The sequence below is a fragment of the Variovorax sp. P4_D9 genome, assembly GCF_056401695.1.
The window spans coordinates 1-12,990 of record NZ_JBFUIU010000191.1 but is presented as its reverse complement, the minus strand read 5'-3'; the positions used below and the strand labels follow the sequence as shown (position 1 = coordinate 12,990).

The 12,990-nt window shown below is 63.8% G+C and carries 13 protein-coding genes and 1 pseudogene; 8 read left to right on the top strand and 6 right to left on the bottom strand.

Going from position 1 to position 12,990, the window contains the following annotated elements; genetic code table 11:
• The 3 genes from AC1DY5_RS20905 to AC1DY5_RS20895 all read right to left on the bottom strand — a co-directional run.
• Window positions 1-308, bottom strand: a 308-nt coding sequence (locus AC1DY5_RS20905; protein WP_478114402.1) for an AMP-binding protein, incomplete at its 3' end; no start/stop codon positions are given.
• 372 nt (window positions 309-680) lie between these two features.
• Entirely contained in the window at window positions 681-2,081 is a 1,401-nt protein-coding gene (locus AC1DY5_RS20900; protein WP_478114401.1) for an alpha/beta fold hydrolase, read from the bottom strand.
• Window positions 2,082-2,092: 11 nt separating this feature from the next.
• Window positions 2,093-2,941 (bottom strand): TauD/TfdA dioxygenase family protein, encoded by an 849-nt coding sequence (locus AC1DY5_RS20895; RefSeq protein WP_478114400.1) that lies wholly within the window; start codon window positions 2,939-2,941, stop codon window positions 2,093-2,095.
• Between the two features lie 184 nt (window positions 2,942-3,125).
• On the opposite strand from AC1DY5_RS20895, the gene AC1DY5_RS20890 reads away from it, so the two are divergent.
• Window positions 3,126-4,130, top strand: coding sequence for an AraC family transcriptional regulator (locus AC1DY5_RS20890; RefSeq protein ID WP_478114398.1), 1,005 nt, complete (start codon window positions 3,126-3,128; stop codon window positions 4,128-4,130).
• 257 nt (window positions 4,131-4,387) lie between these two features.
• On the opposite strand, the gene AC1DY5_RS20885 is transcribed toward AC1DY5_RS20890, so the two are convergent.
• Window positions 4,388-4,552 (bottom strand): hypothetical protein, encoded by a 165-nt coding sequence (locus tag AC1DY5_RS20885; protein ID WP_478114397.1) that lies wholly within the window; start codon window positions 4,550-4,552, stop codon window positions 4,388-4,390.
• 482 nt (window positions 4,553-5,034) lie between these two features.
• Here AC1DY5_RS20885 and AC1DY5_RS20880 point away from each other — a divergent pair, with 482 nt between their 5' ends.
• The 3 genes from AC1DY5_RS20880 (at window position 5,035) to AC1DY5_RS20870 (ending at window position 8,400) form a co-directional block, all read left to right on the top strand.
• Window positions 5,035-6,222 (top strand): Rieske 2Fe-2S domain-containing protein, encoded by a 1,188-nt coding sequence (locus tag AC1DY5_RS20880; protein WP_478114395.1) that lies wholly within the window; start codon window positions 5,035-5,037, stop codon window positions 6,220-6,222.
• Window positions 6,223-6,305: 83 nt separating this feature from the next.
• Window positions 6,306-7,373: a TauD/TfdA family dioxygenase gene (locus tag AC1DY5_RS20875; protein WP_478114393.1), complete on the top strand. Its 1,068-nt coding sequence runs from the start codon at window positions 6,306-6,308 to the stop codon at window positions 7,371-7,373.
• A 28-nt stretch (window positions 7,374-7,401) separates the two neighbouring features.
• A complete protein-coding gene (locus AC1DY5_RS20870; RefSeq protein WP_478114391.1) occupies window positions 7,402-8,400 on the top strand; it encodes a Bug family tripartite tricarboxylate transporter substrate binding protein in 999 nt (332 codons plus the stop codon).
• 25 nt (window positions 8,401-8,425) lie between these two features.
• Here AC1DY5_RS20870 and AC1DY5_RS20865 read toward each other — a convergent pair whose 3' ends face one another.
• Window positions 8,426-9,505 carry an alpha/beta fold hydrolase gene (locus AC1DY5_RS20865; protein WP_478114389.1) on the bottom strand — a complete coding sequence of 360 codons (1,080 nt, stop codon included), beginning with the start codon at window positions 9,503-9,505 and terminating at the stop codon, window positions 8,426-8,428.
• Window positions 9,506-9,782: 277 nt separating this feature from the next.
• Here AC1DY5_RS20865 and AC1DY5_RS20860 point away from each other — a divergent pair, with 277 nt between their 5' ends.
• Window positions 9,783-10,469, top strand: a complete 687-nt coding sequence (locus AC1DY5_RS20860; protein ID WP_478114387.1) for a Crp/Fnr family transcriptional regulator — start codon at window positions 9,783-9,785, stop codon at window positions 10,467-10,469.
• Here the strand turns inward: AC1DY5_RS20860 and AC1DY5_RS20855 are convergent, their stop codons facing one another.
• Complete coding sequence (locus AC1DY5_RS20855; protein ID WP_478114385.1) at window positions 10,470-11,216, bottom strand: AMP-binding protein; 747 nt, start codon at window positions 11,214-11,216, stop codon at window positions 10,470-10,472.
• 22 nt (window positions 11,217-11,238) lie between these two features.
• On the opposite strand from AC1DY5_RS20855, the gene AC1DY5_RS20850 reads away from it, so the two are divergent.
• From AC1DY5_RS20850 to AC1DY5_RS20840, 3 genes and pseudogenes are all read left to right on the top strand, one after another.
• The gene (locus AC1DY5_RS20850) at window positions 11,239-11,403 is read left to right on the top strand and encodes a helix-turn-helix transcriptional regulator (protein WP_478114384.1); all 165 of its coding nucleotides are present in this window, start codon (window positions 11,239-11,241) and stop codon (window positions 11,401-11,403) included.
• A gap of 262 nt (window positions 11,404-11,665) precedes the next feature.
• Entirely contained in the window at window positions 11,666-12,070 is a 405-nt protein-coding gene (locus AC1DY5_RS20845; RefSeq protein WP_478114382.1) for a hypothetical protein, read from the top strand.
• Between the two features lie 731 nt (window positions 12,071-12,801).
• Window positions 12,802-12,990 (top strand): annotated as a pseudogene (locus AC1DY5_RS20840) (AraC family transcriptional regulator); the annotation flags it as partial.

The following is a 12,990-nucleotide window of genomic DNA, read 5'->3' as shown; positions in this document are numbered from 1 at the left end:
ACCTGGTCCGGATGCAACCGAGGATTGAGCGTGTGCAGCACGGCGCCGGAACCCGACACCGCGTAGTACAGCTCCATGTGGCGGTAGCCGTTCCATGCGAGCGTTGCAACGCGATCGCCGAAGCGAATGCCATTCGCGGCCAGCGCGTTGGCCATGCGGCGCGCGCGCTGGGCGAGGTCGCCGTACGTCTGGCGATGCAGGTCGCCTTCGACGCGGCGCGAGACGATTTCCTGGTCGCCGTGGTGACGCTCCGCATGATTGAGGAGGGTCGAAATCAGCAGCGGCTGCTGCATCATGTTTGCGTTCATGGTGGGTGCCGTGGGCGTGGCTTGTGGAGCAGTGTCTTGGGTTAGGGCGGTGGCTGTCATTGGTGTCTTCAATCTGTGCTTATGCGGCGGCGAAAATGTATGGGTCCGGCAGATGAGGCTGCCCTCTCACCGAGGCAGTTCCCGCAGACTGCGGCACTCATTCGATGTGGCGAACCAAGGCGACGTTGCCGAGCAGCATGTTGCGGTCGATGTGCGCGGACACGTGGATCACGAGCAAGGTGATCAACACGCCATGCGGTTTGTCTTTCCAGCGCATGTTTGTCCTCTTGATGTTGTCGGCTGCGCCGAAGCGCATGGCGCAGCCCGCCGCCGTGGGCCCGCGGCCCCACACGGACCCGCGGGCCGGCGGACTCAGACGCTGAAGCTGCTCACGTCGACCGGCTTGACGCCGTTGGCGCGGCAGAAGTTCAAGTAGCGCTCGACCATCGACTTCCAGTTCTCGATGGCGAGCACCGCACCCTCGGGGCTCATGAGGTCCCAGTCGCCCTGGACGATGTTGAGCGTGATGACCTCGTCGTCGCCCACGCTGATGGGCGTGTGACGCGAGCCGGCGGTCTCGAAGACGAAGCTGCCGGGGCCGGCGACCCAGTCGTGCTCGATGTACTTCCAGCGGCCGGCGATCGTCCAGACCGCCACCGTGCCCGAGTGGTGGTGCATCGGCAGCGCGATGTTGGGGGGCGCCTTCAGCAGCGCGGTCCACTCGCCGCGGATCGGGTCGACCTTGATGAGCTTCAGGAAGACATTGTCGGCGTAGGGCACGAAGGGCATCCAGGGCAGCGACTCGACGTCAATCAGGGCGGTATCGATGGTTTCGTAGAACATGGTCATGTGGTCTCTCTTGGTGGGTATGGAGGAGGTGGTGAGGGGACGGGCAGCGTTGCGGCGGAGATCGACTTCGCCGAAGAACTCGAGCAGGCGCTCGACGACCCAGGCGGGCCGTTCCTCGGGGATCCAGTGGCCGCAGCCTTCGGCCACGCCGCCGCGCACGTCGCAAGCGACGCGCTGCCACGAGTCCATCGCGTACAGGCCGCGGCCGACGTTGGGCGCGCCGCCGCCGTACACGAGGATCGGCATCGCGAGCTTGCCCTGCTTGATGAAGACCTGGTTGTCCTTGGCGTCCTGCGCCCACTGCCGGTAGTAGTTGAAGCCGGAGCGCATCGCGCCGGGCTGGGTGTAGGTGCGCAGGTACTCGCGCTGCGCCTCCTCGGAGATGGCGTCGGGGCGCGCGCCGCCCTTGCGGTACATGTAGCGCAGGTAGAGATCTTCGCGGCCGGCCACCAGCGCCTCGGGCAGGTCGGCCTCGGCGTGGAAGCCGAAGTGCCAGCGGCCGAGCGCGGTGAGCACCGAGCCGTCGCCCGGCACCGGGGCGTCGAAGATCGCCATCGACGTCACCGCGTCGCGGTGCTGGGCGGCCAGCGCATAGGCCACCGGGCCGCCCCAGTCGTGCGCCGCGACGTGGAACTGCTTTTCGCCGAGCACGTCGTGCATCAGGCGCCAGATGTCGTTCGCGACGGTCTTGGTGTCGTAGCCCTCGGCGGGCCGCGACGATTCGCCGAGGCCCCGCAGGTCCACCGCGACGACGCGGTAGCGCTGCATCAGCCCGGGCAGCACGTCGCGCCACATGTACCAGGTCTGCGGCCAGCCGTGCAGGAACACGATGGCCGGGCCCTGCCCGCCGCTGACGTAGTGCAGTCGCACGTCGCCGAGGTCGGCATAGTCGTGCTTCAGGTTCAGTTCGAGTGCGCGGTCCATAGCTGTCTCCTTCAGAACGGCCGGTCGCCAACGATGGTGGCGCGGTTCATCTTGCGATGGCACGGCGCGTAATCCATCACCGCGTAGTGCTGTGTGCAGCGGTTGTCCCAGATCGCCACGTCATTGGCCTGCCAGCGCCAGCGCAACTGGTACTCGGGAATGCAGGCCTGGCTGATCAGGTACTGCAGCAACTGGGACGCACCGGGGTGCCAGTCCTGGCCAAAGCGGACATTCCTGGCGTTGTGGAAGTTGGTCAGGTGCGTGGTGAAGGCGCCGACGAGCAGGCTTTTCCTGCCGGTCACCGGATGCGTGCGAACGACCGGATGCTCAGGGTCGGGGAAGCGCTCCTTCATCGCCAGGCGGTCGTCGATCGGCTTGGCCGCCATGAACACCGATTCCATGCTGTGGCGCGCACGCAGGTCGGCGATGGTCTCCTTGATGTGCTCGGGCAGCCGCTCGTAGGCCAGTTCCATGTTGGCCCACATCGTGTCGCCGCCCACCGGCGGGCATTCGACGCAACGCAGCACCGCGCCCATCGGCGGGCACTCGCGCCAGGTGGCATCGGTGTGCCAGGAGTTCTCGTAGCGCTCCGGCGGGCTGTCGGGCGTCTTCCAGATCTTTATGATGCCGGGCTCGCCCTCGGCGCTGTTGACCAGCGGATGGTCTTCGAGCTCGCCGAAGTGGCGCGCGAAGGCGGCGTGTTCGGCGTCGGTGATCTGCTGGTTGCGCAGGAACAGCACCTTGTGCTCGAGCAGCAGCGCCTTGATCTCCTGGGCCAGGGGCGAATTGCGCGAGGCCTCGGCCAGGCTGACGTCCTGGATCTCGGCGCCCAGGGCGCAGGTCAGCGGAATGACTTTCATCGTGTGTCTCCAATCGGGGTCGGTGGGCGCCGGCCCTTGCCGGACCGGTCAGTCGCCGGAGTCTCATCGCGGCGTGAGTGGAATTGTGTGCTCCGTCGACCGGCGTGACTTGACGTTTCGGGGATTTCGTTTGACATTTCGGGGAAGGAAGCCGAGCATTATTTCGGGAAAGGGGCCCGAGCCCATGACGATCCTGGTACGCGCCGCGACGCTGACGAACTTCGAGCAGGTGGCGTCGGCCTGCGGGCTTGATGCGCGGGGGCTGCTGGGCGAGGCCGGGCTGCCCGCGCAAAGCCTGGCCGACCCCGACCTGATGGTGCCGGCGGCCGCCGTGGGCGCGCTGCTCGAACTGGCGGCGCAGCGCGCGGGCGAGCCCGCCTTCGGCCTGCGCATGGCCGCCTCGCGGCGCCTGTCCAACCTCGGGCCGCTGGGCCTGCTGTTGCGGGACCAGCCGACGCTGCGGCAGGCCCTCGAGGCGCTGATCGCACGTATCCACCTGCACAACGAGGCGATGTCGGTCTCGGTCGTGCCGGAGGGTCCGATCGTCGCCATTCGTGAGGAGATGGTGTACGAGGGCGGGCAGTCGGTGCGCCAGCCGATCGAACTTGCAATGGGCACCACCTTCCGCCTGCTCGGCATCTTCCTCGGCGAGGGCTGGCGTCCGCGCCTGGTGACCTTCCGCCACCCCGCGCCGCCGAGCAGGGCCTGGCACCGGCACGTGTTCGGCGATTCGGTCGCGTTCGGCGAGGAGTTCAACGAGATCGTCTGCAACGCGGCCGATCTGGAGGCACCGAACCCGGGCGCGGATCCGGTGATGGCGCGCTATTCGAAGCGGCTGCTGGAGCGCGATTCGGGCAAGAGCCCGTCGATGTCGGACCGAGTCCGTCGCCTGATCGTGCTGCTGATGCCGCGCGGCCATTGCCGGGTGGAGACCGTCGCCCAGCACCTGGGAGTCGACCGCAAGACCGTCGCCAACCACCTGGCTGCGGAGAAGACCACCTTCAGCATCCTGGTCGACACGATGCGGCGCGAACTGCTGGCCCACTACCTGCGGGACGCCTCGCGGCCGCTGTCGGACGTGGCCACGCTCCTCGGGTTCTCGGAACTCAGCGCGTTCTCGCGCTGGCATCGGCGGCAGTTCGGCGTGGCGGCGCGAACCCGTCGCGCGGGCGTTGCGCCGGGTCCTTGAAATTCCCCGGCGCCCCGTCTTCTGACAAGCACTTGCGATCACGCGTGCTGTACTGCCATGCACCGGAGTGTCGAGTGGTACCCGCGGCGCTTCTGCTTCATGCACGGCGCGCCCGCCGATGTCTCAATGCACCGTCGGGTGCTCGGGCAGGCCGAATTCGGCAGAGACTTCAACGGCATCGTCCGGACCAGCGCCGATCTCGACATCCCACATCGCCTCGGCGGACTCAGTCGTGGCCGGCTACATCCGGCAGCAACTTACTTCTCGCCACTGGACTTGGCCAGTTCGGTCCAGTGCGCGATCTCGACCTTGATCCGTTCGCGTACGGCCGTGCTGTTGCCGTCGAGGGGCCCTCGCAGCGTCAGGCTTCGGAGTTGCCCTTGTGCCGTCATCTGTTCTATTGCGGGGCGACGTTCGCCCATTCCCTTGGTGTCTGGAGGGTCAGCGATGGGGCCTCGGACTTGTCACCCGCCGTAACACAGCAGGCCAGCACTTCCGCGATTTCCTGGATGTCGCTGTCGATCAGCTGAAGGACCGGCATCCCGGGAAAGAGCTGCAATTGCGCCGCTGAAATAGAGGCTCGGTTCGCCCTGGCTGCCGGTGTCGACGCACGAAGAAACTCGCACCGTGAACGTTCAGCTGCGCCCCCAGGCGACGGAATTTTCGGCGTCGACGCACCAATGGCAACAAACCGAACAATTTCGCTCTTTTGCTGATTGCCCGAAGGGGGCGCCGCCGCCCAAACTGCATCGCTACACATTCACTGCGGGGCAATCATGCGAGGACTGCTTTTCTTTTGGATCGCTTCAGGCTCGGCGAGCAAAGCATCGTTGGGTGCCCCAGGAGCGAGTCCGACCACGGTCACGCGTGAGTGGCCTGGACGCTGTGCAAGGGGGCGTTGTTCATGATTTCCGTCATCAAGCAAGACTCCGCGTGGGAACCCGACCGAATGGCGAGTTTGGCTGAAACGTCGGCCCACACTCCGATGGGAAAGGTGTTGCGCAAGTTCTGGCATCCAATCGCGATCTCGAGCAGCGTCGCCGATGGCAAAGCCAAGGCCGTGCGCCTGCTCGGGGAAGACCTCGCGCTGTACCGGGGTCAGAGCGGCGCTGCCCACTTGGTCGCAAACCGGTGTGCCCATCGACTGACAAAGCTGCACACCGGCTGGGTCGAGGGCGAGCAGCTGCGCTGCATGTACCACGGCTGGAAGTACGACGCGACCGGACAATGCGTGGAGCGGCCCGCCGAACGCCCTGGCAGCGAAGCAGGTATCCGCATCAAGGCCTACCCGGTGCATGAATACTGCGGGCTCATCTTCGCCTGGCTCGGACAAGGCGAGCCACCTGCATTCGACTTGCCGCGCAAGGCCATATTCGAAAGGAACGACGTCCTGCTGTTCCGGCGCCAGGAGATCTGGCCCTGCAACTGGCTGCAGCATGCCGAAAACTCGCTCGATGCCCTGCATGTGAGCTTCGCCCACCAGACGGGAAGGGTTGGTGTTTTCGGGGAAGCAGTCACGACCATCATTCCGGAACTGAGCTACGAGGAGACGCTGGCCGGAATCCGCCAAACCGCCGTGCGCTCTGAGGGAGGAAAGTCTCATGTCCGCATCAGTGACTGGACATTTCCCTACGCCAACCATGTGTCGATCCCACCGATGAGGGCCGGCGCTCCGTGGATGGAGGTCTCGAACTGGATGGTGCCGATCGACGACACGCAGACCGCTCGCATCACACTGATCGCCGCGGAGAGCACCTCGCCGGAAGCCGATGCCGACCTGCGACGTTACTTCGACGACTGCGAAACCTACAACGCAGCAAACCACCATGACGAACTCTTCGCCGGCAAGTACCCGGAGGATCCGCTAATACGCCTGACGAGCGCACAGGACTATGTCGCCCTCATCGGCCAGGGAGCCATCGCGGATCGGGCGAATGAGCGACTCGGCTCATCGGACCGCGGCATTGCGATGTTGCGTCGGATTCTCAGGCGGGAAATGGAAGCAATCGGCTCCGGAAGGCCGACCAAGCAGTGGCGCCGGATCGAAGAGCCTTTGGCTCTCGTCAAATCGATCGACGCCGCGCGCGGCTGAACGAATTTCAGCGACGGCTGGCAATTGTGAGCCGCAACGCCCAACGCCAGACCCCAAGATTTTTAACAAAGGAGACAAACGTCATGACCACCGCTTTAGACTTGAGCCCGCGAGCCTACTTGCAGCCCTCTGCCTGGAAGGGCGAAGACCTTGCCACTCGTGACGACTGGATCGTTCATCTCGATGCCGACGACATTGCCGAACTCGAATCGGCTCTCGCGTTCGTGAAGTCGCGGGCCATCGAGATTCCCAAACTTTCCCGGAATGATTTCGTCATTCCCGGCCTCGTCAAAAAGTTGGATGCCGTCCTGCTGCATTTGGAAGAGGGGCGCGGTTTCGTCCTACTTCGCGGCCTGCCCATCGRCCGCTACTCGAAGGCGGAAGCGGCAATCATCTACTGGGGTATTGGGGCTCATCTCGGCCAGGCCTTTGCGCAGAATGCCCAGGGCGAAATGCTCGGCCACGTGCGCGATCTGGGTGCGAACTGGAACACCGAGATGCGCGCGCGCGGCTACCATACACGGTCGCATCTCCCGTTTCACAACGATTCCACGGATGTCGTCGGCTTGTTGTGCCTGCAAAAGGCGAAATCGGGCGGAGCCTCCCGGATCGTCAGTGCCGTCGCGATTCACAATGAATTCATGACCCGGCGTCCCGACCTGTGGGCGGTGATGTGCGAGCCCTTCTGCGTGGATCGTCGCGGCGAAGAAAACGTCGGACAAAAGCCGTATTACGTGACGCCCTGCTTCAACCATCTGGATGGCCGATTGTTCGTGCGCTACAACCGCACGTATATCGAATCTGCACAACGTTTCGCAGAGGTTCCGCGCCTGAGTCCGGCGCAGGTGGAAGCTTTGAATCTGATGGACTCCCTCTGTAGCGATCCGGCGTTCTACCTGGACATGTCTTTCGAGCCCGGCGACATGCAGTTTCTGAACAACTACGCGGTGTTGCATTCACGCGGCGACTATGAGGACTGGCCCGAGGTCGAACGCAAGCGGCACCTGCTGCGGCTATGGCTGCGGACGCCAGGCTTCAGCCGCTTGCCGGCGCCCTTCGCTGATCGCAATGCCGATATGACAGCCTGGCAGCAGCGCCCACGTCCTCCCGTGTTCGACGTCTCCGAAATCGAAGCCGAGCTTGCGCATTGAGCGGCAGCCTACAAACAAGGACTTCTCCATGAACATCGTGAACTTCTTGTCGCCTACACGGCGACATCTCCTGACGCTTTCTATGGCAATTGCGGCGACGGCGGCCCCTGGAATCAGCGCGGCGGAGGCGAAGTATCCAACTCGGCCGATCACGTTGATCGTTCCGTTCGGACCTGGGGGGGACGCCGACATCTTCGCGCGAGCGTTGTCCCACGAGCTCGGCGAAACCCTGGGGCAGCCGATTGTCATCGTGAACCGTGCCGGCGCCACCGGCATCGTCGGGACGGAAGCCGTAGCGCGCAGCAAGCCCGACGGTTACACCCTGGTCTTCGGCACTGCCGCGACCCACGCGCTGAACATGTCGACGTTCAAGACGCTGCCGTACCATCCGTTGAAAGACTTCGAACCTGTCGCATTGGTGGGAACCGTGCCGGTGATCCTGTACGCTCATCCTTCCATGCCGGGCAACGCGCGCGACTTCATTGCGAAACTCAAGGCCAATCCGAAGAAGTACTTCTACGGCGCCGCGGGCATGAGCATCAGTTACCTCAGCGTCGAGATGTTCATGAACATGGCCAAGGTATCGGCATCACATGTGTCCTACAAGGGCAACGGTGAGGCGGTGCAGGACCTCGTCGGCGGGCAAGTCCAGTTCATGGGAGGAACGCTCGGTCTGGGGCGGGAACTCGTCAAGGGGGGGAAGCTCAACGCCATCGCCGTCATGAGCGACAAGCGGCTCGCGGCCGCGCCCGAGGTCCCCACCTTGGCCGAAGCCACTTCGCTGCCGCTGGAAGTCGGCACGTGGAACGTCGTGATGGCACCTGCAGGAACACCGAAGGACGTTGTCGATCGCCTGAATGCAGCGCTGAACTCGGCCCTGAAGAAGCCCGCGATCCAGGAACGGCTTGCCGGGTACGGCATCAACCCCGTCATCGATTCAACGCCCGCAAGCACGGCGAAGTTTGTGGAAAGCGAAATCGCGAAATTTCATTCGGCGTTCAAGCTCTCCGGTGCCGAACCTGAATGACGCCTACACCGGTGTGAGCCAAGTCTCAGCGTGACACGGAACGATTCAGCTCGACGAGAAACTCCAGAAGCATCTCGTTGACCTGGTCGACGGCTTCTTCCGCCGCGCTATGGCCGACCCCGGGTAGCAGCACCTTCTTCTGCAGTCCGGGGAGATGGGTGTCGAGCTGGTCATAGAGACCACGAAGTTCGATTGCCTCGAGTGACGGGTCGGCGGCGCCACCGATGAACAGGCTCGGCTGGCGGACGACCGCGCCATCCAGGAAGGCTGTGATTTCCCAGTTGCGGTCGCGGCAGCGGTAGTAGTTCAAGGCACCGGTAAATCCTGTGCGCATGTACTCGTCGACGTAATAATCGATCGCCCGCGCGCTCAGCCATGAAGGGAACTCCTTCGGCTCGGTGAATGCATTGAGAATGGGCTCACCGGGCTCGAGGAACAGGCGCCAGCGTTCGGCGCCCACGGCACTTCCGGAGACCGAGTAGAAGATGCTGCGCAACGTCTTGCGCGTATCGCTTGCCAACTCGCGATCCGGCTTGCCGATCTGCCGGAAGTACAGGTGGTGGTACTCCCGGCCCTTCGCCATCGCCTGCAATCCGATGGTGGGTTTGACCCTTCCGCGCGGTGGCACCGGAGTGTTGAGCATCACGAGGCCACTGAAAAGATCGGGCCTCAGCATGGCTGCCGATTGAGCCACCCGCGCGCCCACGTCGTGTCCGACGAGGACCGCGGACGTTTCGCCCAGGGCCGCCAGCAATCCAACGATGTCTCCGACCGACTGACTGATGTCGTAGGCTTCAATGGGATCTGGCCGCTCGGTTTGCCCAAATCCCCGTTGATCGGGGACGACGACCCGAAAGCCCGCCTCGGCCAAGGCAACGATCTGGCGCCGCCACATGTACCAAAGGTATGGGAAACCATGCAACATAATGACAAGCGGTCCCTGGCCCTCGTCGATGTAGTGCATTCGAATGCCATTGACTTCAGCAAAGCAGTGATTGAATGCATCGGGGTCGTCAGCACCCGCCTGGGCCAATGCGCGCTTCCGACCGATCTGCATTACAGCGCTCGGGTTCATGTTTTTTCCATTTTTCATAAAGTTGGTCATTGCACGAAGTGAATTTCTACCGACGCAGTTTGGACAGCGACCGCCAGTCGGGCAACCGCCGAAATGGCGAAACTGTTCGCTTTGTTGCCTTTGATGCTGTGAGGCCGCCTGGAGCGCGCTTGCTGAGTGAGGCTGGCAGCCTGCATGCGATCGCGCGTCGCGGGTGAACGGCCTGCAACCTGGGCGCCGTTATGATTTGCCTCTTTGAACCAACCTGGAGCCAGTGCGCAATTCGCTGCTTAGAGAGACGACGCATAGGCGAGGAGGAGTCGGTTGCATGAAAGAGATGCTTGTCCGGCTGGCGATTACGCAGTCAGAACTGTTCAACGGCTGGCCGGATGAAGCCATTGCGCGCCTGATCCAGGACGCAGACGTCCTGGTGGTCGAGCCGGGCGCCTGCTTCCATCGCTCTGGGGATACGGCCAAGTACTTGTGCCTTGTGGTCTCCGGCTCCATGATCTTGTCGCTGGATATGCCATCGGGGTGCAGCTTCACCGCAGGGTTACAGCTCGCAGGCGATTTTCACGGCTTGGGGCCTGCGATCGCCCAACGGCCCCACACTACCACTGTCGTCTGCAAGGAACGGACGGTTCTCGTTCGAATCCCGGCCGACCAGCTGCGCGATCTGGTTGCCGGCAACGGACGCCTTTCGTTCTCCCTGTTCGCCGCTCTTGAAAGGCGACACCTTCAGGCGCTAAAGCTTCACGCCAGCGCTGCGGTCAACTCCACCCAGGCAAGAATCGCCGGCTTGCTGAAATCCATTAACGCACGTGGTGCCCGCCGCTCAAATACCGCGATCAATCTTTCGCAAGAGGAGATTGCGGCGATGCTGGGCACTCGACGCCAGGTTGTGAGTCGCGCTCTGCGAGAGATGGCAGCGGCCGGTGCGATCCACGTGCAGTATGGTCGGATCTCCATCGTCGATCGCGAAAAGCTCGACCGGATGGCGCCGGAGACCGAGTGATCAGGCGGCTTGCGATTGGGAAGCGACGCGGAGATCGCGGCGCAAGATCTTTCCCACAGTGGACTTTGGCAGCTCGGCGATGAACTCCACTACCTTTGGCACCTTGTAGGCGGCGAGGTTGTCCCTGCAATGCGCCAGCACAGCGCCCTCGGTCAACGCGTCGCCAGCGCTGCGCACGAAGAAGGCCTTGACCATTTCGCCGCTCCGAGCATCCGGAACGCCGGTCACTGCACATTCGGCGACACCCGGCAAGCGGGCGATGATTTCTTCGACGTCGTTCGGATAGGCGTTGAAGCCGGACACGAGCACCATGTCCTTCTTGCGGTCGCAGATCCGCACAAAGCCTCGCGCATCCATGAAGCCAATGTCGCCAGTGCGAAAGTAGCCTTCGCGCGTGAACGCCGCGGCAGTTGCCTCCGGTTGATTCCAGTACCCACGCATTACCTGCGGGCCTTTGGCGCAGATCTCGCCTTCGGAGTCGGTTGGCAGCGGCTCGCCTTGCTCATCGGCAATGACGACGTCGGTGGATGGCAACGGGAAGCCGATGGACCCGGTAAACGCCGCATTGGCCCACGAATTGATCGTAACCACGGGCGCCGTCTCGCTCAGACCATAGTCTTCCATGATGTGCCGTCCGCTGCGGGCGTGCCAGGCATCCGAAACAGCGCTCTGGATGGCGCTACCGCCGCCGATCGCCAGTTTGATCTGGCGGAAGTCGACTTCCTTGAGCTGCGGCTGTGCCAGCAACCCGGCGAAGTTTTCATCTCTCGTGGATGACGTGCGAGCCGACCTTGCCGAAAGCTACCTCGAAGGCAACAAGGGCCGCCCCACCGATGTCGCGGATCTGCTCGGATTCTCGGCGCTCAGCGCCTTCTCGCGCTGGCACAAACGGCACTTCGGCTTCACGCTGACGGAAAGGCGCAGCGGCAAGTAGGCCTCGGGCAGTCGGCCTGCCGGCAACACGCGCCCCGCGCCGGACAGCTGTGTCTCGATCTTCCGCCCTCAGCGGACGAGTGTTCGTTTGCGGAGGACGATCAGGGATCCCCGCTCCGACGCGCCAATCCCATGACGCCAGGTGAGCTGGACGAACACATCAACAATCTGTACTAGAAAAGCGCATGCTGTGGCGCACAGGGTGCGCCGGAGCCGAAGGCGGGCCATGTTGGGGCAGCACCGATGCCCCGAGGAGTGGTGAAATGAAGATGCTTGCTTTGATGGTTGCAATGACCATTGGCCAGTTGCTGGCCCTGAGCGCTCAGGCGCAGACCATGGGCACCGACGACAAGGCGGCCGCACGCGCTGAGCGGAAGAAGGAAGGCGCGGAAGCGTCGAAAGGCCCGCAGATGGGCGAAGGCACCCCGATCCCGGAAGCGAAGCCGAAGGCCTCGGCCGAAGAACGCGCCGCCGCACGTCCGCCTCGCAAGGCCACCGGGGCAGAAGCCGCCCGGGGGCCGCAAATGGGCGAAGCCGAGCCGCCGCGCGTGACCGCGCCAAAAGTGTCGAGCACCGATCGTTCAACGGCGCGTAAGGCCCGCCAGTCGGAAGCCGCTAGAGCCAACAAGGCAGGCGAAATCAAGTCGAAGGGCSAAACGAGCTACTGAASGGGYGCGKTGGCCTGATGGCTGGCGCGAAGCTCCTGCGCCGCGGTCCCGCCGACCCCGCCCTCGCCGGCCGAGGAGATACGTCAGCRCGTGCGCGGYGCCGAGGCCSGCGGAGAYGCTGCAGKGCAAMCGCTKCGATGGGCGCGAACTGCGAACTAATCGCTGAGCAGCGCTCGGCTGGGACGCMGYGTATACGGCTCGGGGCCTTGATCGATAGGAYGGGCCYCGSCGKCGTCCGCGGCTGTACAGCTCCGCAGCCTTGACTCCTTGTTTCCTTGGGCACCTTGGCACCTTGGCACCTTGGCACCTTGGCASCTTGGCASCTTGGCAGCGYCCTAGCGTGTCCCGAACGGTCATYCGAATGTCCCGTCGGATCAAGCGTCCGATCGCAGRCAGGGCCACACTYACCWGCATGCCTAAGCCCTCACGCACACGCAACGCGCATTTCGACGACAACCACGCGGCCTYCGTCAGCCGAYCAGGTSGAGGAGCTGCKCAKCGCCGAGTATCCGACGCCCAAGGACGTGSCATGARRTACAGCCCMGAGCAGCAGGACGTGCTGACCCGCATCGCGAGCAACGTCGGCCAGATCACSTTSCTGTCGAAGGCGCTCCACCGCCCRGAGGCAGACAAAGSGCTGCTGCGCTCGCGCCGCCRCTTCTGCGCGCGGTGCCTGCGCGAGCTAAGCTTCTGCAGACATAATTTTGTGAAATTGGGACAGGTGACGGTACATGCATAACTTGGCGCGAAGTGCCAGCCTTACTGACTATGAGCACGTTGCCCGTTCAGTGGGGCTCGATCCGTTTCGGATGCTGCGGTTGGCCAAGCTGCCGGCCACGGTGCTCGACGATCCGAACATGATGATCAGTGCCGATTCGGTTGGGTGGCTGCTGGAGGAGTCGGCACGCTTGTCCGGCCAA